The sequence below is a fragment of the Cellvibrio japonicus Ueda107 genome, assembly GCF_000019225.1.
Taxonomy (GTDB): Bacteria; Pseudomonadota; Gammaproteobacteria; order Pseudomonadales; family Cellvibrionaceae; genus Cellvibrio; species Cellvibrio japonicus.
Genome location: NC_010995.1, coordinates 2,047,559 through 2,068,558 on the forward strand (window position 1 = coordinate 2,047,559; position 21,000 = coordinate 2,068,558).

Genomic DNA, 21,000 nt, shown 5'->3' on the forward strand with positions numbered 1-21,000 from the left:
AAAAAAATATGGGCATGATTATTAGCATCTATAAGGCTATCTATGGTGAATGAAGTGGTGGTAGTTTCAACAGACTCTCACTACAATCCTTACCATGGGTGATGTAGTTTTATAGTGATGTATAGTTTTACCCGATTCCAGAAAAACACTTAGAACATCCGGGTTCGGATTGGGGGCTAGTTTGACAAAGATTCTCGTAGTCGATGATCACGATCTAGTTCGCATGGGGATAGTGCGCATGTTAGCCGACATAGATGGCTATCAGGTGGTTGGGGACGCCAAGAGTGGTGAAGAGGCTGTTACCAAAGCGCGTATTTTGAAGCCGGACGTTGTCCTGATGGATGTCAAAATGCCGGGCATGGGTGGTCTTGAAGCCACCAAAAAACTGTTGACCGTGAATCCGGCGATCAAAATTATCGCCGTGACAGCTTGTGATGATGACTTGTATCCCACGCGCTTGATGCAAGCGGGGGCGGTGGGTTACGTCACAAAAGGCGCAGATTTCACCGAGATTACTGATGCTATCAACAAGGTGACGCGCGGTGATCTCTACATGAGCAATAGTATTGCCCAACAGTTGGCGCTCAGGACTTTTTCCGGGGCTAACAATCAGGAGTCACCTTTTGAAAAACTGTCCCAGCGCGAATTGCAAACGGCCATGTTGATTGCCAATGGCCAGAAGGTAAATGATATTGCCAACACGTTCTGTGTCAGCCCCAAGACGGTGAATTCCTACCGCTATCGTATTTTTGAAAAATTGGATATCAATAGCGATGTGGAGCTGACACTTCTTGCCGTTAAACACAATTTGCTTGATCCGGAGGCCGTCGTATAACGGCGGCTTTGGGTTTTACTATTAGCGTTTTCCATGTCCCAGGATATTGTTTCCTCTTTTGATCACAGCCGCTTTTTAGCCAGTGTTAGCCAACAGCCCGGCGTCTACCAAATGTTTAACGCCCAGGGGCATATCCTGTATGTGGGTAAGGCTAAAAACCTGAAGGCGCGACTCTCCAGTTATTTTCGTAAATCCGGTCTCAGTCCCAAAACCCAGGCATTGGTAAGTCGCATTGCTAATGTCCAGGTGACTATTACGCCCAGTGAAACCGAGGCGCTGATTCTTGAGCAAAACCTGATTAAGTCCAATCGCCCGCCCTACAATATCCTGCTGCGGGACGATAAATCTTACCCCTATATTTTTATTTCCAGTGGGGAGGACTTTCCGCGCATTGCGACTCACCGCGGTGCCAAGAAAAAACGCGGTGATTACTATGGCCCCTATCCCAATGTAGGGGCTGTAAAAGACAGTTTGAACTTTTTGCAAAAAACATTTCGCGTGCGCCAGTGCGAGGACTCAGTGTTTAATAATCGCACGCGTCCCTGTCTGCAGTACCAGATCAAGCGCTGTACTGCTCCCTGCGTAGACTATATCTCGCCTGACGAGTACCAGCTGGATCTGCGTCATACCCGCATGTTTCTGTCGGGACAAAATGATGATCTCCTGGTGGAGTTGGCCAATCAGATGGAGCAGTCAGCCCAGTCCCTGCACTTTGAAAAGGCCGCTGCCTATCGCGATCAAATCAGTGCATTGCGCACGGTGCAATCACAGCAAGTCATGGAAGAAGGCCGCGGAGATATCGATGTGATAGCGGCAGATATGCGAGCAGCGGCCATTTGCGTACACATCTTGTTCGTTCGCCAGGGGCGTATTCTCGGGAGTCGCAGTTTTTACCCGCCAACAACCCTGGCGGAAACCCCGGCACAGGTATTGGCTGAGTTTATTCCCCAGTTTTACCTGGCTAACCAGGGGCGGGATATTCCGCGCGAAATCATTGTCAGTGAGCCGCTGGAAGAAGCAGAACTCCTGGCTAATGCATTACAGCAATCGGTGGGGCGGGTGGTTGTTATCAGTCAGCAGGTTCGCAGCCACCGCGCGCAATGGCTGCAAATGGCAACTACCGCAGCCCAGCAGAACCTGATCGGCCATATCAACAGTAAAAAGAGTTCACTGGATCGTTTTGTTGCTTTGCAGGAGGCGCTGAGCCTGGAAGAGACGCCACAGCGCCTCGAATGCTTTGATATCAGCCATAGTAGCGGAGAGTTGACTGTCGCCAGTTGCGTGGTCTTTGATACCAATGGCCCCTTGAAGTCGGATTACCGTCGTTTCAACATTGAAGGGATCACGCCGGGCGATGATTATGCAGCCATGGAACAGGCGCTGACACGGCGCTATACCCGCTTGCAAAACGGTGAAGGCAAGATGCCGGATATCCTGCTAATCGATGGTGGCAAGGGACAATTGGGAAAGGCCATTGAGGTGTTGGGTGAGTTGGGTGTACAGGGGGTGCAGCTTATCGGCGTTGCCAAGGGGACTACCCGGAAAGCGGGTTTTGAGACGCTCTTTGATGGGGATACGGGGGAGGAGATTGTATTGCCTGGTGATTCACCCGCCTTGCATCTGATCCAGCATATCCGCGATGAGTCACACCGTTTTGCGATTACCGGCCACAAGCAGCGGCGCGATAAAAAACGTCGTACCTCCAGCCTGGAGGATATCCCGGGGGTGGGGGCAACCCGTCGACGGGAACTATTGCGGCACTTTGGTGGGTTGCAGGAAGTACAAAAAGCCAGTGTTGTGGAGCTGGCCAAGGTACCGGGAATCAGCCATAAGCTCGCCGAGGAGATCTACTCTTTCTTTCACAATGATTAATTTTTAGAATCGAGTGCCGATAGTGTATGATCGCGCCCGTTTCTTGTGGTTTGATAAACCGCTGGTTCCGAATCTTCTGAGAGCACCCCATGACCCTGGCCAATCGATTGACGTTGACCCGAATTGTCCTTATTCCCCTGTTTGTGGTGGTTTTCTTTCTGCCTTTCTGGTGGGCACATTTTGTGTCAGCGATCATTTTCAGTGTGGCCGCTATCACCGACTGGGCCGACGGTTATGTCGCGCGTAAATATAATCAAAGTACGCCTTTTGGGGCGTTCCTCGATCCCGTGGCAGATAAATTGATGGTCGTCATAGCCTTGTTGCTACTGGTCAGTATCCATCACCATCTGGTGTGGTTTGTTGTGGCCTCAGCGGTGATTGTAGGGCGTGAAATTGTTATTTCTGCGCTGCGCGAATGGATGGCAGCAGTAGGCCAGCGCGCCAGTGTTGCGGTGTCCCATATCGGGAAGCTCAAAACCACTTTACAAATGACCGCATTGATCGTGCTGTTGACGGATATCAAGCTCCTGTACCCGGTGGGGTTTATTGCATTGGGTGGTGCGGCGGTATTGACGCTCTGGTCCATGGTGCTTTATTTACGCGCTGCATGGCCACATTTACTGTCCGAGGAAAACCAGTAAGTTCGGAGTTGTACTTCTCTTGTGCGGCTTGTGTAGTGTTTAGGCAATCCTGCAAAAAGCTGCTTTGGTCACACATAAAACACTAGGCTTTTTAAAATGAGTTCGCTAGAATTGCGGCCTCTTGAAAAGGCGCGATAGCAAAGCGGTTATGCTCTGGATTGCAAATCCAGCTAGTCCGGTTCGACTCCGGATCGCGCCTCCACATTTCCTTACGTACCGACGTAAAAGCGCTCTGCCCGGGTGGTGAAATCGGTAGACACAACAGATTTAAAATCTGTCGACCTTATGGTCGTGCCGGTTCAAGTCCGGCTCCGGGCACCATTCTTTCATCCCCAAAACAATTACTTTCCTTTCAGATAATTTTATCTGCTCTTACATCACATCCCTGAAGGCGATTAAGGCGGCAGTGACTGCTACGTTAAGCGACTCGACGCCATTGTTCATGGGGATTTTAATTTTCTCTGTGCATAGCTGGAATACCGGATCAGATACGCCATGGGTTTCATTGCCGAGTACATAAATACTGGCCCCTTCAGGGCGAAAGCCACTAAGGTTATGGTGAGCGTGGGAAGAGAGTGCGCACAGGCTTGCACCGTGCCGGGAGAAGTCCTTGAGCGCATCAACCAGGTTTTGGCAGCGTAATATCGGAGCGCGGAATAGGGTACCTGCACTGGCTTTAATGACCAGCGGATCAATTTGAGCTGCCCCTTTGAGCGGCAGTAAGATGCCATCGATATTTCCAGCGCAGGCAGAGCGAATGATCATACCCAGGTTTTGGGGGTTGGTGATGCCGTCGAGGGCCAGCAGGCGATAGTTGTTTTTAGGCGGGGTAGCGAGGAATTGCTCGTAGGTTTGGTAACCGGGTAACTGCAAGTCTGCTGCCACCCCTTGGTCCTGGCTGGCGTTTTTTGAAATGCGTGAAAGCGCATTGCGCTCGTGATAAATAATGTCTGCGCCCTTAAGTTTGGCCAGCTCAATAATCTGGTCAAGGATCTCTGCCCGTTTATTGGAGTTGGCCAGATGCAGGCGATAAATGGATACCGCTTTCTCCTGCAGCGCTTCCAGAACTGTTTTGCGGCCGTAGATGGTCATCAGCGAATCAAAAAAACGCTTCTTGGCTTTATAAGCCTCGGAGTCCTGGGGTTGGTTCATAGTAATCAGTGGGTGCAGAGTTTTTTGTAGGCAGCGACGGCGTTGTGCATGCCCATGGCAAGGGCATCGACAGTGAGTGCGTGGCCAATAGATACTTCGAGCAGTGCCGGTACCTTGCGGAAATGGCCGAGGTTGTCGAGGTTGAGGTCATGACCGGCATTAAGTCCTACACCAATGGCTTGCGCATGTGCTGCCGCATCGTAATAGCGTTTGAACAGGGTATCGAAGGTGCTGCCGGGTTGTTTGAAGGCTTCGGCGTAAGGGCCTGTGTATAGTTCAATACGCTCTACCCCCAGATCTTTGGCGAGGCTGATTTGCTCCGGGTCGGGGTCCATAAACAGGCTCACACGAATACCAAGGCTTTGCAAATGCCGAACAATGGGTTCAAGTTGCACTGATGATTTCTTAAGGTCGAAGCCGTGATCGGAAGTCAGCTGATCGTTGCTGTCGGGAACCAGGGTGCATTGGTGGGGGCGGGTATTTTCAACCAGTTGTAAAAACCCCGGGAAGTTTCCCACTTTTTCTGCAAAGGGATTGCCTTCGATATTGAATTCAATGCCTTGGTGCGCACCAACCAGTGCACTGATTTCATAAACATCCTGCGGGCGGATGTGGCGCTGATCCGGACGCGGGTGAACCGTGAGGCCATCCGCTCCTGCTGCGAGGCATATTTCACCGTGCTTGACCACGTCAGGATAGTTGCCAGGGCGTGAATTGCGAATAAGCGCAATTTTATTCAGGTTGACGCTGAGTGCCGTTGCTGTTGGATGTTGGCTCATTGCGGCTTTACCAGTGCATCTTTTATGCGTGAATTTACCAGCGGACTTGTACTTGAGCTGGTAGCGCTTGAACTGGGATCGTAGCGTTTGGCACTCAAAATGCGTACTGCGTAGTTGGGCGCCTCAGGGTGTGCTTTAAACATACCGCGCGGTTCCTGCGCAATTTTTTCAATAACTTCCATACCATCGATAACCTTGCCGAATACCGTGTAACCGGGACGTTTTTCGGTGGCGTTAAGGCCGGGGTTGCCCTTCAGATTAATATAAAACTGTGACGTTGCGGAGTTGGGGTTGGAGTGCCTGGCCATGGCAACAGTTTTATATTCGTTGCGCAGGCCGTTATCGGATTCATTGTTGATGGGGTCGCGTGTTGGCTTTTCGGTAAAATCAAAAGTCATGCCTCCGCCCTGGACAACAAACCCTGGGACAACGCGATGAAAAATAGTGCCGTCGTAGAAATTACTGTCTACATATTCGAGAAAGTTTTGTACGGTAATCGGTGCCTGTTTGGGATAAAGCTCAATGATGACCGTACCGTGGTCAGTTTTCAGCTCGACTTTGGGATTGTCAGCAGCTGTCGCCAGTGATGCTCCCAGGAATAAAAGGCCGGTACTAACCAGCAGGCGAGTAAACAACGTAATCATGGATATTCCTCGTACTAACACAGGTAATTAACGCCATTCAGACTTGCGTTTGCGGCGGCCTAATCCCTGTAACAAAAATGACAGTATTACACCACCCAGTACCAGGATGCCGCCATTAAGCCATTGGTTGTAGCGATCGGTATCGCGCAATTGTTCATTCTCGGCGTTGAGTACATCTACACGGGTTTGCAGCAGTTGGTATTCAGCATGGATGCGCTGGGACTCCTCCTCCAGATTGAGCGCGGTAGTTGCAGCCTGACGCATATCCTCGGTATCTGCTAATAACTGCTGGTAATCCTGCTGCACTTTTTCCAACTGCTGTTTTAGGTCAACATTTTCATTTTGTAATGCCAGCAAGTCGCGAGAACCCGAGGGGAGATTGGCTAACTGCAGCGCGGCCGTTGGTTTATCCGTTAAATTTTGGCTGCGAGCCCAGCCTTCAATACCATCCGGTGTAGTAACCAATGCCCAGAGGTTATTATCTGTTCCTGTCTCTTCGCGAATGAACGTCAGTTTAGTGCCACTTGCCAGGCCGCTTTTGATAATACTGGATTGGGGATTTTTATCGCTGCGCAGGGCTATGTAAACCACATCAGATACATAGCGTGTAGCAGCGTTGGCATTGGATATGCCAGCGGTCACCAACAGTGTGAGTAGCGGCAATGCCGCCAGGGAGATTATTTTTTTCACAGGCTGGACTCCAATAGCCATAACAATCAGGGAAGGACTTTTTTAAAGGGTTTGACGTTTACTTGCGCGTAAACACCCGCTTCGATATAGGGGTCTGCATTCGCCCAAGCTTGCGCTGCTTCAAGGGAATCAAACTCTGCAACAACCAGGCTGCCGGTAAATCCGGCTTCGCCGGGATCTTCTGTATCAATGGCGGGGTGGGGGCCGGCAAGTAGCAAACGACCAGCGTCTTTCAGTGCTTGCAGGCGAGCGAGATGGGCAGGACGTGCTTGCTTGCGTTTGCTTAGGCTGTCAGTGATGTCCTCACTGATAATGGCATAAAACATGGGTGTCAATCCTGTGTGAATGTACGGCAAAAAATCAGTTGTTATCTTCCCTGCCATCGTTAATAACATCTTCCAGGGTTAGGTGTGTAAGCAGGCGAATGCTGCGAAAGAGATAAAACAAGGTGCCGATCATAATGAGCATCATCGGCAAGGCGATGACAGGATAGCTGAGCGCTGTCATTTTTCCTAACTCGGCATTGAATTCGGCAGTGCCGGGAGGGCTGACCATAATGATTTTGGCTAATACATAATTCAATACTGATGACAGGAAGAACGAACCGGCAATCAGCAGGGAGGCTGTATTCAGGGTGCGCTCAAATTGTGAGCGGGTTTGGTAATGATCCAGAGCGGCGTTTACTTTGTGGATTTTGAGGATCTTGTCGTTGTAGATAAATGTGCGTACCAGAGGGTAGCGTGTTTTCATTGAAATCAGGGTCACGATCCCTAGTAGACCCGGTATGGCGGCTTCCTTGATAGCAATATATTTGGGATCCAAATGTAACAGGCTGATACCTCCGGTCAGCAGGACACTGACAAAGCCCAATACCGAAAAAAAGTTAAGCTTGCGACTTCTGTAGAAATCATACAGGCCGTAACAGACTGGAAATGCCAGTGCTACCACTACGCCCCAGGTTACGCCCAGATATTCATCGGTACTGAACTTGGTCAGGATTAGTGTGGGGATAACGATATTGAGCAGCAGGTTGGCGAGGAAGTTTTCCTTATGGGGCTTCGCCGTTTGATTCGTTGGTGTTCCCTGCTGTTCGGGTATATGGGCGGGGCTTTTTTGTGCTTCGGTTGAGTCCTGGGCAGGTTTATCAGCTAACATGGGCAGAATGTCTTAATAGATAATGTTGAGTCGTTAACAGGTTGTGTTTGGGCTACCAAGCGTCCAACCAATAATCGGCTTTGTGTGTTTTTTGTTCGTTGGATGTCGTCGAGGTATACGGGTGATTCACGATCTGCACAGCCACACTCATTATTCCGATGGTCGCTTGAGTCCGGCGGAATTGTTTGCGCGTGCCAAGGCTCGGCAGGTAGGCGTCCTCGCAGTGACGGATCACGATACCATAGCTGGCTTGCAAAGTGCACAGGCAGCGGCGCTGGAGCAGGGAATCGGGTTTGTGGCAGGCATAGAGTTTTCCTGTCGCTGGGGCAAGGTCAATGTCCATGTGTTGGGGCTGGCGATAGATCCACAGGCGGCGGCCTTAATCGATGCCGTACAACAACAGGAAGATGCCCGCCGCCTGCGTTCGGAGGAAATTGCCCAACGCTTGGTAAAACTGGGGTTTCCCGATGCACTGGAAGGCGCCCGGGCAATTGCTGGAGACGCTGTGGTGGGGCGCCCCCATTTTGCTCAATACCTGGTTGCTTGCGGGGCAGTAAAAGATATCAATACCGCTTTTAAAAAGTATTTGGGAGCAGGTAAGCCGGCGGACGTGAAGTACGAATGGCCTGCCATGGAACAGGCTCTTGGCTGGATCCATGCCAGCGGCGGTCTTGCTGTGTTGGCCCATCCGGCTAAATACGATCTGACCAGAACCCGTATGTGTCGCCTGATTGCGGAGTTTGCTGAAATGGGGGGGGATGGTTTGGAGGTTGTTAATGGCCAGCAACCCGCGCCCCTGACTCAGGATCTTGCCAAAATTGCCCAACATCATGGGTTGTATGGTTCTTGTGGGTCAGATTTTCATTTTCCCGATCAGCCATGGCAGGAGCTGGGGCAGTTCAGCCACATGCCTTCACTGGTAAAGCCCATATGGGAAGCGCCAGGATTTTATGCCTAAACCTCACAGGATTTGTTTATGGCCCAGTTTTTTCAGATACACCCGGATAACCCTCAGCAGCGCTTGATCCAGCAGGCGGTTGATATTATTCGCAAGGGTGGGTTGGTGGTATATCCCACAGATTCTGCCTATGCCCTGGGTTGCCATATTGGTGACAAGGACGCCCTGGAGCGAATCCGCACCCTGCGCCAGTTGGATAAGTACCACAACTTCACCCTGATGTGTCGCGACCTTTCCGAGCTGGCGACCTATGCGAGGGTCAACAACCAGGCGTTTCGGCTACTTAAAAACCACACCCCGGGCGCCTACACCTTTATTTTGGAGGCTACCGCCGATGTGCCTCGCCGCCTGATGCATCCCAAGCGCAAAACGATAGGCCTGCGGGTGCCCGATAATGCTATTGCCCTGGCGCTGCTGGAGGAACTGGGTGAGCCACTAATGACTAGCAGCCTGCTTTTACCGGGGGAGGAATATCCGATGACCGATCCCTACGATATCCGCGAGACCCTGGAGCATCAGGTAGATTTGGTGATCGATGGGGGATATTGTGGCCTGGAACCTACCACGGTTGTTGACTTGACTGGCGATGCCCCTGAACTGATACGCCAAGGTAAAGGTGACTTCTCAAGTTTTTGACATAACTGATTGATAGGGAATGCATTTTTCTCTGTATGATCTCCGCTGTCCCGGTGTGGGATAAATGGCTATAATGCCCGACCTGATATTAAATAGCGCCCTGTGTGCCCCTTGTTGAGCCTGATTGCGTGAGCGAAACCCTGGAACAATCCACCCCGACGGCTGCAGAGACTTCCGCACAGGAACCGTCTCCGGCAGCTGCACATCCCAAGCAAGGGGAGATGCCTTTCGCGATTGTCCACGGTCAGGCCTACACCCAGATTCCCCAAGATCTCTATATCCCTCCCGATGCCCTGGAGATTTTCCTGGAGGCCTTTGAGGGGCCGCTGGACTTGCTCCTTTACCTTATCCGCCGCCAGAACATCGATATTCTCGACATCAATGTGTCCGAGATTACCTCCCAGTACATGGCTTACGTTGATCTGATGGAGTCCCATCAGTTTGAGTTGGCTGCCGAGTATCTGGTGATGGCGGCTATGCTGGCAGAAATCAAATCGCGTATGCTGCTGCCGCGCAGCCAGGAGCAAGCGGAGGAAGAGGAGGACCCACGCGCCTCGCTGATTCGTCGCTTGCAGGAGTATGAACGTTTCAAACAGGCGGCCGAGGACCTTGACGCCTTACCGCGTATGGCGCGCAATATTTATACGGCGGCAGCAAATGCCCCCGATCGCGCTTTAACCCGCCCTGATCCCGATGTGGAATTACACGAGATATTGCTGGCTTTGTCCGAAGTACTGCGCAGGGCTGATATGTTCGAAAGCCATCACGTATCGCGTGAGCGTCTCTCAACCCGTGAGCGTATGGCACAGGTGCTTGATAAATTGGCACACCAGCATTTCGTACCCTTCGTCAGCCTGTTCAAAGTGGAAGAGGGGCGTTTGGGGGTTGTGGTCACCTTCCTGGCAGTCATGGAGTTGATCAAGGAATCCCTGGTAGAAATTGTACAGAGCGACGCCTTCGGGCCGATTCACGTAAAAGCTAGAACACAATGAGCAACGATATTCACAACCCAGATGATGTCGAGAACGGTTTGGATGATTCCGGACTGGAAGAGCAACAACATGAGCGCCATGAGTCCCTGTTGGGACTTGAAGTGCTGGAATCTGTTGTTGATGGTCGTAATCGCGGTATGCCGGGATCGCAAACAGCGGTAACTCCCGAGCTGTTACGCCAGATTGTAGAGGGAGCGATTCTTGCTGCGGGCCAGCCCATGACGATTGTCCGTTTGCGAGAATTGTTTGATGAGGAATTTGCCCCGACCAAGGAAGATATCCAGGCCGCGCTTGAACAAATCCAGGCCGACTCGGAAGGGCGTGGTTTTGAGCTGAAAGAAGTAGCATCCGGTTGGCGTTTCCAGGTGCGCGAAAACCTTGCTCCCTGGGTTAATCGCCTGTGGGAAGAGAAGCCGCAGAAATACTCCCGCGCCTTGCTGGAAACCCTGGCGTTAATCGCCTATCGCCAGCCGATTACCCGTGGTGATATCGAAGAAATCCGCGGTGTGGCGGTGAGTTCCCATATTATGAAAACCCTGTTGGAACGCGATTGGGTCAAGGTTGTCGGGCACAGAGATGTTCCCGGCAGACCAAGCCTTTATGCCACCACCCGGCAGTTTTTGGATTATTTCAACCTGAAAAGCCTCGATGAGTTGCCGTCGCTGAGTGAAATCCGTGACCTGGATGATCTCAACCCTATGTTGAACCTGGGGGGCGAGGAAGGATTAGGTGAAAAGGACACGGATGCACCTATCCCTGATTCAGCGCAGCCCGAGCTTGCTTCCCTGGATGAACGTCAGGAGGATATGCAAGAGACAGAGGTGATTGCGTTAGAAGACGGCTTCAGCGATCAACAGGATGCTTACGAAGATACTGAAGTTACCCCGGATGCTGAGATCAACGATTTTGTTTCTGCCAAGACAGAAGATAACCTACCTGCCAATGAGGACGCTGACAAAACCTAAGGTTTTGTGATTATTTATGATCAAGAAATATACCCCGGATTCGTCCGATACCCCTACCAGGGCTGTGAAGCCAGTAGCCAGCAAAAAACGCGCAGATGTTTCTGCCAAGCCAGCGAAATCCTCACGTCCTGAAAAACTGACCAACAGCACGTCTACCAGACCGGCTTCTGGCAAGGCTGACTCAAAATCTGCCAAACCGGCAAAGACACCGCTAAAGAGCCTCCCGAAAGAGGCAAAGATTGCGAAACCATCGGTAAAAGAATCTGCCAGCCCGGTGGATGAAAAACTGCAGAAAGTATTGGCGCGTGCCGGTATCGGATCCCGTCGTGAAATGGAACGTGCCATTGAAGAAGGGCGCGTTAAGGTTAATGATCGCATTGCCACCCTTGGTGATCGCGTAACCCTGACGGATAAAATTTTTGTAGGCGGACAACGTGTGGTATTGCGTACAGAAGCTGCCCGTCGGCGAGTCATCCTTTATAACAAGCCGGAAGGTGAAATTTGTTCACGCCATGACCCCGAAGGGCGCCCCACGGTTTATGACAGCCTGCCGTCGTTAAAGGGAGAGCGCTGGATTTCGGTTGGACGCCTGGATTTCAATACCAGCGGGTTACTGCTTTTTACCAATGATGGTGAACTGGCTAATAAACTGATGCATCCATCTTCCGTGATTGATCGCGAATATTTAGTGCGCATTCAAGGGGACGTGGATGATGATATGAAAGAACGTTTGCTCGAAGGTGTATTACTGGACGATGGCGTAGCGCGCTTTACCGATATCGTGGATGGCGCGGGAGAGGGGAAAAACCGTTGGTTTTATTGTGTGGTGATGGAGGGGCGCAATCGTGAAGTCCGTCGTTTGTGGGAGTCACAAGGGGTAAAGGTAAGCCGTCTGAAGCGAGTTCGCTACGCCAATATTTTTATTCCTTCCCATGTGCGGGTTGGTCAATGGACAGAGTTAACCGAGCAGGAGATTCGCGACTTGTGTATGACCGCAGGTTTTGATAGCAACAACTATACGCGTATCATGAGGCCCAGCCGTGAGGAAGTTGCGCAAATAGAGCGCCACGAGAAGAAATTGCGTTCGGCCTCATCTGCGCCAAAGCGGGTTAAAGTCGATTTGCGTAAACGTTCCCCCAGGAAGTAATCCAGAGCAATAAAAAGGCCGCAATTGCGGCCTTTTTATTGATTATTGTTAAATTAACCTTGCAGGATGACGCGGTTGCGTCCGTCGCGTTTGGCGCAGTACAGGGCCTTGTCTGCGCGCTCAAACAAGTCTTGTACGCTATCTTTTTTATCGCGTAAGTGGGAGGCGATACCAATACTCACTGTGGACTGGAAACTGTGGCCATTGTGTTCCAGTTGTGTGCTGGCGACTCGTTCACGAATGCGCTCGGCAATAATGTGAGCGCCACGGGTATTGGTTTTACCCAGGATAACCACAAATTCCTCTCCGCCGTAGCGAAATGTCAAATCGGAGCCGCGGCTTGATTGCTGAATAATTCCGGTAACTTCTTTTAACACCTGATCACCGCGCGTATGGCCAAACTGGTCATTGATACGTTTGAAATGATCCACATCGATAAGCAGTAAGGATAAATCCTGGCGATAGCGCTCTGCTATTTGTAGTTCACGATTCAGTGCTATATCCATCGCTGTACGATTACCAATACGTGTCAATGGATCAAGCATGCTCAAACGCAGGGCTCCCTGGTAATGCAGGGCGTTCCGCAGGGGATGTACCAGGAAACTGAGCCAGCGTTCTATGGCTGCCAGTTCGCGTTCGGCAAAGCGCTTGCTGCGGCTAAAAATAATATTCCCTAGCGGTTCCTCCTCCAGGGAGAGTCGATAGTCGCAATGATGGACGCCCTCCCGGCCCAACTTAATGGCAGGATGGATTTCTGTGCCGCTGTAGCGCAGGCCTGAAATAGCCAGGAGCGGTTGGAGATGATTGAAAAAAATCTGGAGCAGTCCCTCTGGCTGTAGAGAGGTTTGCAGGGCTTGCAACAGTCGGAAACGAGCATCGAGTTCCTGTTCGGGAGTAAGTTCCGGGAGTAGGGCAATTCCATTGGCGACTGGCGCATTGGATACCATGTACATGTCCCGCATAGAAAAGTACCTGTAGGTAAGGCTTTATGGTTGGCTGCCATTCGCCGGCTAGTTGGCAATTTGGCGCCCTTTTCCCTTATGAGCGAAATCTATGCCACAGGCTTATAAATAAATTTAATATTAATAAAATCAATATCTTATATTATTTTTTTGATGTTTTTATTCAAGTGTTACACAAAAGCGGTGACGGTCTTCCATCGTGGGTTAAAAGGGGCGGAAATAAATTGCCGCCAGCTGTTGGAATCGTCAAAAGGCTGGCGCCGCAGCATTGGCGAGGAGAGGGTTAGTCGCAGTTATAAGCGGGTAACTTGACGCTGACGAACAAGCCGCCTTCAAGACGGTTTTCCGCTTGGATAGTGCCCTGGTGCAGGCTGACACTGCGCTGGGCGATAGCCAGTCCCAAACCGTAGCCGCCGCTCTCACGGGCCCTGGCCTGATCGGTACGGAAGAAGGGTTGGAAGATATCCTCGAGGCTGTCTTCAGCAACTCCGGGACCCTGGTCAGCAATGGATACCAGATAGTGCTTGCCGTCATCAGGGGTATCCAGGTGGATACGGATTTCCGAGTCAGTCGGGGTATAAAGCAGGGCATTGCGCAAAATGTTTTCGAATACTCCCACCAGGGTATTGCCATGGGTTGCGACAAGGGCTTCATCCAGGGGGCACTGGAAGCGCAGGTTCACATTTTTTTCGGCGGCCTGGTCGCGATAGTTGTCCACCAGGGTTTGCAGGAGTGCGACCAGGTCCAACATATCGTCCAGCTCCCAGTCTTCGGGGTTTTGCACTGGCAGCGTGAGGATATCGGTGATGATGTCGTTGAGATAATCCGCGGCTTGTTTGATTCGTGCCAGCTCGGCGTCGATCATGCCTCGACTGCGCTGCTGGGCCAACGCCAGTGCGATTTGCAGGCGAGCCAGTGGAGAGCGCAGCTCGTGGGATACGTCTTTAATTAACCGCTTTTGCTCCAGCATGGCTTTTTCCAGCCGTTCGGTCATATGGTCAAAATCCCGTCCCAGATCGGCGATTTCATCTTTGCGGCCATGGAATTGTTCGCCGATACGCACACTCAAATCGCCTTTGGCGATTTGGCGTGTGGCCTTTTGCAGGGTATTGATACTGCGGGTGAAATGGTGTGCCAGTAAAAAACAGGCGGTGCCGCTCACCAGGATTGAGACCAGCAAGAGTGGCCAGATATTTTCGAGAAACATTTCCCAAATGATATCCCGGTCTGGCCCTTCGTCACGGCCAGCAGAGATGGTGACTACCTTGACGCTGTTGCCATCATTGAGCGTGATATGCCGGCCGTAAAGTTTACGGTTGCGATCCTGGACTTTGTCGTAAGGGTGTTTGGCGGTCAGGCGCGGTGCCAGTACCATAATCCCGGGAGGGAGAGGGCGTTTAAGCAGGTCCTGGTTGTTGCGATCCACGATATACACAAAGCGCAAAGACCAGTTCGGCATGGCGCGCAGATCCTGGGTGAGTTGCTGGGTATTGCGATTGATCGCATTGCCGACCATTTGGAACAGCAGGCGCTTGGCTGGAGAATCGTCTGGCAGGTAGGCGTTGCTTTGGAAGTTGCCTTCCGGCGTTATATCAAACCAATGCACCACTATATTGGTGCCCACAATAATGGCTGCGGTAATTAGCCAAAACGTAAAAAAGATTTTGATATAAAGCCGGGTTAACACAATTTACTGCTCGTCATTCAGGGTCAACATGTAGCCTGCGCCGCGAACGTTGATGATCAAATCCTTGGTTGATCCAGCCAGGGCAATTTTCTTGCGAATATTGCTCACGTGTACGTCAATGCTGCGGTCATAGGGTGTGAGTTTGCGGTTCAGCGCTTGCTCGGTCATATCGTCTTTGCTGATAACCTGGCCTGCGCGTCGCACCAGGATCTCCAGTACACTGAATTCGGTTCCGGTCAGTACAACATCCTGGTTATCCCAGGTAGCAGTGCGGGTGCCCAGGTGCAACGACAGCTTGCCTGATGTCAGGCGTTCAACATTGGGTTGGTTGGCCTCGGCAATACTGGCGCGACGCAGGATGGCGCGAATGCGGGCAACCAGTTCACGCGGATCACAAGGCTTGGCAAGGTAGTCGTCTGCGCCAATTTCCAGTCCGATGACACGGTCAACCGTATCGCCTTTGGCGGTTAGCATAATGACTGGCGTCTGGCTGTGTTGACGCAGGATTTTCAATACATCAAAACCGCTGCGTACCGGCAGCATGACATCCAGCACAATCAATGAATAGGCGGCTTGCTCCGTCAATTCCACTGCCTGTTGGCCATCGTGGATCATGTCGACTGCAAAACCTTCGTTGCTTAAATATTCGCTCAGGAGTTGGCAGAGTTCTTTGTCATCATCAATGAGGAGAATTTTGAGCATATCTTATTGTGGCCTCGGTGCGGGGAGTCGGCAGTGTGCATTAGCCCCAGTTAAGAGTCATGATTCTTGGTAAGTGTTTAACCAATCTTAACAGTATAGGGTAGATAATGAATTCACGTTTTGCTGGCAGAACAGAGGTGCACTCTAGAGTGTCTTTTGTTGGTCAGCCAGTGAAATTTGTCATGGGCAGTAGGGCCTAACCCGCTGCCAATCCCGGTGTCATAACCTTCAGGAGACACATTATGCATACACGTATCAAACACCATTTTTTGCGTTCCTCTGCGGTCGTAAAAGGAGCTGTATTGGGCAGTCTTTTGGCGGGTGTGCTGATCAGCGCATCCCCCAGTTTTGCCGGCCCTGGTTTTAAAGACTGCAAGCAGGCCCAGGCAGGTGAATTTTTTGGTCCTGGCAAAGGCGCCCATCGCTTGGCAAAAGCGCTTGAATTAAGTGATGTACAGCGCGAAACACTCAAAGCCCAGCGCGATACCCAGGTGGAAACCGGTAAGGCCCTGCGTGATCAGACACAACAGGCGCGCCAGGCGTTGACTGCAGCGGTAGAGGCAGGGGAAAGCGATAGCCGTCTACAGGCGCTGGCGGATCAATTGGGTAAGCTGGAAACCCAGCAGGCATTGGAGCGAGCCAAGGCGCACAAGGCCTTTTTGGCGGTATTAACCCCGGAGCAGAAAACCAAGCTCGCCGAGCTGAAAGCCGAGCGCGAGGCGAAACTTCAGGAGCGCCGTGAGAAATGGTCAGATAAACGCCAGGAAAAGCAACAAAGCTAGATGGGTATTTTTGCATAAGGCCAGCATTGTCTGGCCTTTTTTACGCCTGGTTAGCGGTTGATACTGCGCCGGGCGCTTGCGCAGTGGCGGCATTGTTGGGAGAATTCGCGCCTCTTTTCCTGTGCATAGAGTTTGAGGTGCCTGTGGCCAAAATAGGTCTGTTTTTCGGCAGTGATGAGGGTAACACTGAGAAGGTTGCCTATCGTATCCAAGCCCGTTTCGGGGCTGATGTTGTGGATGTCAAGGATATTGCCGATGTTACCCAACTGGACTTTGCCGATTACAACCACATCATCCTTGGCATCCCTACCTGGGACTTCGGCCAAATCCAGTCCGATTGGGAGGAGTTTTGGGATGATATTGCCGCCGTTGATTTTTCGGGTAAGCAAGTTGCTTTGTTTGGTTTGGGCGACCAGTTTGGTTACGGCGATTATTTCCTGGATGCCATGGGCATGTTGCATGATGTGATCATTCAATCAGGCCCGGAAATCGTAGGGCATTGGCCTACTGATGGTTATGAATTCGAAGCCTCCAAGGCAGAGATCCCGGGTAAGGGGATGTTTGTTGGCCTGGCGATTGATGAGGACCAGCAGGAGAATCTCACGGCAGATCGCCTCAATCGCTGGTGTGCCCAAATCCATATAGAGTTTGGGCTGGATACCCCCCTCGCAAGCCTGGACGATTAAACCTCTGCTACAAACACTGCCCGTATGGGGGCTGGATGTCCTTCTGCGGTGAGCGCCGGGTTTTCCGGGTGGAGGAATTCTGGCAGCGAATGAAACCGCATCCAATGGGTTGATCGCTGTTCTTCGGTGGTGGTGGGGCAAATATCCACTACTCTTGGCGCTTTAAAGCCCATTTTTCGCAGCCAGGATAAGAGCGTTGCGCAACTGGGTAAAAACCACACATTGTTCATCATGGCATAACGCCCTTCGGGTACCAGGACATCTCCCTCCTTGCCGTTAATCACCAGTGTCTCCAGTACCAGTTGCCCTCCGGGACGCAGGGCATTCTTTAATTCCAGCAGGTGATCCATGGGGGCGCGGCGGTGATAAAACACACCCATGGAAAACACCGTATCAAAGGCGTGCAACTTTTCTGGTAAGTCCTCAATACCAACAGGTAAAACATCCACCGGGTAATGCAATCCTGCCAGTTGCTTGATCATATGGAATTGCACTACAAAGCGCGGGGATGGATCTATACCAATAACCCGTTTTGCCCCGGCACCCAGCATACGCCAGCAGTGATAGCCATTACCGCAACCGACATCCAGGATCAGGCGATCTTTTAATGATGCCAGATGGGGCAGGACCCGATCCCATTTCCAGTCGGAACGCCATTCAGTGTCTAGGTGGATACCGTGTATCCAATAGGGCCCTTTGCGCCAGGGAATCAGTGCCTCCAGCACAGATTGCAATTGTTCACGGGTCGTTTCATCGCAATCACCGGGGGCACCAATGCTGACTCGCTCGGCCAGTTCGGTGTGGCTACTGGTAATAGCGGGTAATTGGGCAAGGACTGTTTTCCAGGCGGGCAGGTCACCATAGCGTTCTTCGCTGAGTCCCTCGGCAATTTGCTCTGGCAGGATTGATGCCCAGCGCGCAAGGGGGCCTTGGCTTATAGCATCCAGTAAGGCGGAATAATTCATAGGATGGGTTCTGGTTTCGGCAAGTTATTTAATGGCAATGAGCGACGCAAAATTAAAACACTGGAACCAGACATCCACACTGTGAAATCCGGCGGTGCGCAGCCTGTGGCGATGGGCTGCCAGGGTTTCGGGGATCAGGTAATTCTCGATGGAGGTGCGTTTTTGCGCAATTTCCAGGTCGGAATAGCCATTGGCACGCTTGAAATTGTGGTGTAGGTCAATCATCAACTGTTGGTGGGTTTCATCTTCAAACGCAAGTTTTTCCGACAAAATCAACACCCCGTTAGGACGCAGTCCGGCGCAGATATTGTTGAGGACCGATTGGCGCTCATCCAGCGGAATAAACTGTAAAGTGAAGTTGAGTACAGCAACGGACGCGTTGGTGATGGGGACATCCTGGATCCTGGCCTCTACCAGATCCACTGGTATATCGCTGGTATCTGCCGCCATGATTTGGGCACAGCGCTGCAACATGGCAGCGGAACTGTCGACACCGATAATCTTGCAATCTGCCGCCTGAATCCGATGGCGCATGGCGAGTGTGGCGGCACCCAGAGAGCAGCCCAGGTCATAGCATTGGCTGCCGCTTTGGGTATAGCGTTCTGCCAGGTTGCCGATCATGTTAATGATGGTGGCATAGCCGGGCACTGAGCGTTTGATCATGTCGGGAAATACATCGACGACATTTTCATCGAACACAAACTGGCTCACTTGTGCCAGCGGATTGGCGTAGAGCCTGTCGGTTTTACTGTGGGTCATGGCAAATGCTCTGTTTTCCGGCGCTGGATGGGCTAGGGTGCAACGGGCGGCTATTGTAGCCTCGGACTTTTGTGACAACAAATTTACCTATTCATGAAAGTGTCATATTGGGCTTGGAAGATGGAGTTCTATGCCTGTGATTAATCGCATTATCTGATTTACGCCGATGCAAGCTTCCATGTCTACTGATTACCCCTTACCGACACCGATGGATTTGCACAAGGAATTGCGGCGGATTATCGATGCCAAACTGCTCAACCCTGTGTTCCAGCCGATAGTAGCGTTGGCGAACCCACGTATTCTTGGTTACGAAGCCCTCATTCGGGGGCCCGAGAATAGCCCTCTGCATTATCCTGATGCGCTGTTCGCCACTGCGCGCCAGTCGCGCCTTTCTGCAGTCCTGGAGTTTGCCTGTCGCGAGGTCTCCTGTGTGCGTTTTGCCGAGTTGTGCTTACCGGGTAAACTCTTCCTGAATATGTCACCCATCAGTTTTACCGACAGCCAATACCGCGATGGTGTCACCCGGGAGATTTTGCAGCGTGTTGGCCTGAGCGCCGAGCGGATCGTATTTGAGCTGACGGAAAGCCAGCCGCTGGATGAAACCGAGTTGCTGCGTGCTGCGTCAATCCATTTCCAGCGTCAGGGATTTGCCATTGCACTGGATGACCTGGGCGCCGGTTATTCCGGTTTGCGGGTATGGAGTGAGTTGGGTCCGGATTATGTAAAGATTGACCGCCACTTTATTGCCGGCATTGACCGCGATCCGGTCAAGCGTGAGTTCGTGCGGGCGATGCTCGATATCGCTCATCGCATGGGTAATAAAGCCATCGCAGAAGGTATAGAAACCGCCGAGGAACTCAGCACATTGATTGCAATGGGTGTGGAATACGCACAGGGCTATTTTATCGCCCGTCCCCAACTGCAACCCCCAGCCGAATTACCGGCGCATGTATTACCCCTGTGTCGCACCCGCCCCAGCCTTCACCAGGATTCTTTTGTGCGCAAGGTTGGGGAAATTTTGGTTGATGCACAAACCGTTGCTCCCCGTGTGCCAGCAGCGGAAGTGGTAAAATTGTTTCGCTCCGATGTACGCCTGGCATGTGTACCTATCGTGGATGGCGATCGCCCCTTGGGGATGGTAAGCCGTGCGGAATTACTGAATGTCTTTGCCCATCGTTTTGCCCATGAACTCTATGCAGCAAAACCAATTCGCGATTTCATTAGCCCGCTGTCAGTGATTGTCGAGATAGATACCGAACTAAAAGCCCTTGGGCAAATTATGACCGAAGACCCGCAACAAAATCTGAGTGTGGATTTTATTGTGTGTGAGCAGGGTCGTTATCGCGGCGTAGGCAAGGTACGTAATCTGTTGCGCTGTATTACCGAGGAGAAATTGCGCGTTGCCCGCCATAGTAATCCGCTCACCCAACTGCCCGGTAATGTGCCGCTTTATGAATGGATTGATCATTTATTGATTGAGCAGCAACCGTTTGTCGCAGCCTATTGCGATATTAATCATTTCAAACCCTTTAACGATTATTTTGGTTACAGCCTGGGCGATGAGGTCATTTTGGCAATGAGCCGGTTACTGGTTTCCGCAATTGACCAGCGTCAGGATTTTATTGGCCACGTGGGGGGCGATGATTTTGTAGTCGTTTTTCGCAGCAGCGATTGGTTGATGCGCTGCGAACAACTCATGGCGGCTTTTACCCAGGTTTATTGCCAACTGGTTCCTGCGGATCAGCAAGTCTATTGGAGCCAGGACCGCCAGGGGCGTCGGCAAATTTATGGCCCGCTGACCCTGGCGATCGGTTGTGTGGTGCCGGAAGTTGGCAGTTGTAAGACCCATCACCAGATTGCCCAATTATTGGCCGAAGCTAAACATGCAGCCAAGCGCCAGGAGGTGAGCCAGGTTTTTGTATCGCGCCGCCGCAGGCCCCTGATTCTGCCGGGATAAGCAAAAGCGCGGGATCTGCCGCGAAATATTGGTT

General features: G+C 51.7%; 22 protein-coding genes and 2 tRNA genes. 13 read left to right on the forward strand and 11 right to left on the reverse strand.

Annotated elements, in window-relative coordinates; translation table 11 throughout:
• The first annotated feature begins 181 nt into the window (after positions 1-181).
• The 5 genes from CJA_RS08700 to CJA_RS08720 all read left to right on the forward strand — a co-directional run bounded on the left by CJA_RS08700 (position 182) and on the right by CJA_RS08720 (position 3,669).
• Positions 182-835 (forward strand): response regulator, encoded by a 654-nt coding sequence (locus CJA_RS08700; protein WP_012487405.1) that lies wholly within the window; start codon positions 182-184, stop codon positions 833-835.
• A 33-nt stretch (positions 836-868) separates the two neighbouring features.
• Positions 869-2,707, forward strand: coding sequence for an excinuclease ABC subunit UvrC (uvrC, locus tag CJA_RS08705; protein WP_012487406.1), 1,839 nt, complete (start codon positions 869-871; stop codon positions 2,705-2,707).
• An 89-nt stretch (positions 2,708-2,796) separates the two neighbouring features.
• Positions 2,797-3,348: a CDP-diacylglycerol--glycerol-3-phosphate 3-phosphatidyltransferase gene (pgsA, locus tag CJA_RS08710; RefSeq protein WP_012487407.1), complete on the forward strand. Its 552-nt coding sequence runs from the start codon at positions 2,797-2,799 to the stop codon at positions 3,346-3,348.
• Between the two features lie 128 nt (positions 3,349-3,476).
• Positions 3,477-3,550, forward strand: a tRNA-Cys gene (locus CJA_RS08715).
• A gap of 32 nt (positions 3,551-3,582) precedes the next feature.
• Positions 3,583-3,669: transfer RNA gene (locus CJA_RS08720), tRNA-Leu, on the forward strand.
• A gap of 51 nt (positions 3,670-3,720) precedes the next feature.
• Here CJA_RS08720 and CJA_RS08725 read toward each other — a convergent pair.
• From CJA_RS08725 to CJA_RS08750, 6 genes are read right to left on the reverse strand one after another with little or no spacing between them, the layout of a single operon-like run.
• A complete protein-coding gene (locus tag CJA_RS08725; RefSeq protein WP_012487408.1) occupies positions 3,721-4,500 on the reverse strand; it encodes a TrmH family RNA methyltransferase in 780 nt (259 codons plus the stop codon).
• Positions 4,501-4,505: 5 nt separating this feature from the next.
• Positions 4,506-5,279, reverse strand: coding sequence for a pyridoxine 5'-phosphate synthase (locus CJA_RS08730; RefSeq protein WP_012487409.1), 774 nt, complete (start codon positions 5,277-5,279; stop codon positions 4,506-4,508).
• Positions 5,276-5,923 (reverse strand): peptidylprolyl isomerase, encoded by a 648-nt coding sequence (locus tag CJA_RS08735; RefSeq protein WP_012487410.1) that lies wholly within the window; start codon positions 5,921-5,923, stop codon positions 5,276-5,278. The genes CJA_RS08730 and CJA_RS08735 overlap by 4 nt, the downstream gene beginning before the upstream one ends.
• 27 nt (positions 5,924-5,950) lie before the next feature.
• Positions 5,951-6,613, reverse strand: coding sequence for a TIGR04211 family SH3 domain-containing protein (locus tag CJA_RS08740; RefSeq protein WP_012487411.1), 663 nt, complete (start codon positions 6,611-6,613; stop codon positions 5,951-5,953).
• Positions 6,614-6,639: 26 nt separating this feature from the next.
• On the reverse strand, positions 6,640-6,939 hold the full coding sequence (locus tag CJA_RS08745) for a YciI family protein (protein WP_041551359.1): 300 nt from the start codon (positions 6,937-6,939) through the stop codon (positions 6,640-6,642).
• Between the two features lie 34 nt (positions 6,940-6,973).
• Positions 6,974-7,768, reverse strand: a complete 795-nt coding sequence (locus CJA_RS08750) for a VC0807 family protein (protein WP_012487413.1) — start codon at positions 7,766-7,768, stop codon at positions 6,974-6,976.
• A gap of 121 nt (positions 7,769-7,889) precedes the next feature.
• Between CJA_RS08750 and CJA_RS08755 the strand changes: the two genes are divergently transcribed.
• From CJA_RS08755 to rluB, 5 genes are all read left to right on the forward strand, one after another.
• On the forward strand, positions 7,890-8,726 hold the full coding sequence (locus CJA_RS08755) for a PHP domain-containing protein (protein WP_041551361.1): 837 nt from the start codon (positions 7,890-7,892) through the stop codon (positions 8,724-8,726).
• An 18-nt stretch (positions 8,727-8,744) separates the two neighbouring features.
• Complete coding sequence (locus CJA_RS08760) at positions 8,745-9,362, forward strand: L-threonylcarbamoyladenylate synthase (RefSeq protein ID WP_012487415.1); 618 nt, start codon at positions 8,745-8,747, stop codon at positions 9,360-9,362.
• Positions 9,363-9,490: 128 nt separating this feature from the next.
• Positions 9,491-10,354, forward strand: coding sequence for a segregation and condensation protein A (locus CJA_RS08765; protein ID WP_238526850.1), 864 nt, complete (start codon positions 9,491-9,493; stop codon positions 10,352-10,354).
• Complete coding sequence (gene scpB / locus CJA_RS18660; RefSeq protein WP_316246147.1) at positions 10,351-11,319, forward strand: SMC-Scp complex subunit ScpB; 969 nt, start codon at positions 10,351-10,353, stop codon at positions 11,317-11,319. The genes CJA_RS08765 and scpB overlap by 4 nt, the downstream gene beginning before the upstream one ends.
• 238 nt (positions 11,320-11,557) lie before the next feature.
• Positions 11,558-12,466: a 23S rRNA pseudouridine(2605) synthase RluB gene (gene rluB, locus CJA_RS08775; protein ID WP_148208998.1), complete on the forward strand. Its 909-nt coding sequence runs from the start codon at positions 11,558-11,560 to the stop codon at positions 12,464-12,466.
• Between the two features lie 53 nt (positions 12,467-12,519).
• On the opposite strand, the gene CJA_RS08780 is transcribed toward rluB, so the two are convergent.
• The 3 genes from CJA_RS08780 to CJA_RS08790 form a co-directional block, all read right to left on the reverse strand.
• Positions 12,520-13,428 (reverse strand): GGDEF domain-containing protein, encoded by a 909-nt coding sequence (locus CJA_RS08780; protein WP_238526851.1) that lies wholly within the window; start codon positions 13,426-13,428, stop codon positions 12,520-12,522.
• 283 nt (positions 13,429-13,711) lie between these two features.
• Positions 13,712-15,115, reverse strand: coding sequence for an ATP-binding protein (locus CJA_RS08785; RefSeq protein WP_012487420.1), 1,404 nt, complete (start codon positions 15,113-15,115; stop codon positions 13,712-13,714).
• A gap of 3 nt (positions 15,116-15,118) precedes the next feature.
• Positions 15,119-15,817, reverse strand: coding sequence for a response regulator transcription factor (locus CJA_RS08790; RefSeq protein WP_012487421.1), 699 nt, complete (start codon positions 15,815-15,817; stop codon positions 15,119-15,121).
• A 242-nt stretch (positions 15,818-16,059) separates the two neighbouring features.
• On the opposite strand from CJA_RS08790, the gene CJA_RS08795 reads away from it, so the two are divergent.
• Complete coding sequence (locus CJA_RS08795) at positions 16,060-16,599, forward strand: Spy/CpxP family protein refolding chaperone (RefSeq protein WP_012487422.1); 540 nt, start codon at positions 16,060-16,062, stop codon at positions 16,597-16,599.
• 143 nt (positions 16,600-16,742) lie between these two features.
• On the forward strand, positions 16,743-17,285 hold the full coding sequence (locus CJA_RS08800) for a flavodoxin (RefSeq protein WP_012487423.1): 543 nt from the start codon (positions 16,743-16,745) through the stop codon (positions 17,283-17,285).
• Here CJA_RS08800 and cmoB read toward each other — a convergent pair.
• Both cmoB and cmoA read right to left on the reverse strand, forming a co-directional pair.
• Entirely contained in the window at positions 17,282-18,250 is a 969-nt protein-coding gene (cmoB, locus tag CJA_RS08805) for a tRNA 5-methoxyuridine(34)/uridine 5-oxyacetic acid(34) synthase CmoB (RefSeq protein ID WP_012487424.1), read from the reverse strand. The genes CJA_RS08800 and cmoB overlap by 4 nt on opposite strands.
• A 24-nt stretch (positions 18,251-18,274) precedes the next feature.
• Complete coding sequence (cmoA, locus tag CJA_RS08810) at positions 18,275-19,009, reverse strand: carboxy-S-adenosyl-L-methionine synthase CmoA (RefSeq protein WP_041551365.1); 735 nt, start codon at positions 19,007-19,009, stop codon at positions 18,275-18,277.
• Between the two features lie 178 nt (positions 19,010-19,187).
• Between cmoA and CJA_RS08815 the strand changes: the two genes are divergently transcribed.
• A complete protein-coding gene (locus tag CJA_RS08815) occupies positions 19,188-20,966 on the forward strand; it encodes a bifunctional diguanylate cyclase/phosphodiesterase (RefSeq protein ID WP_148208835.1) in 1,779 nt (592 codons plus the stop codon).
• The last annotated feature ends 34 nt before the right edge of the window (positions 20,967-21,000 follow it).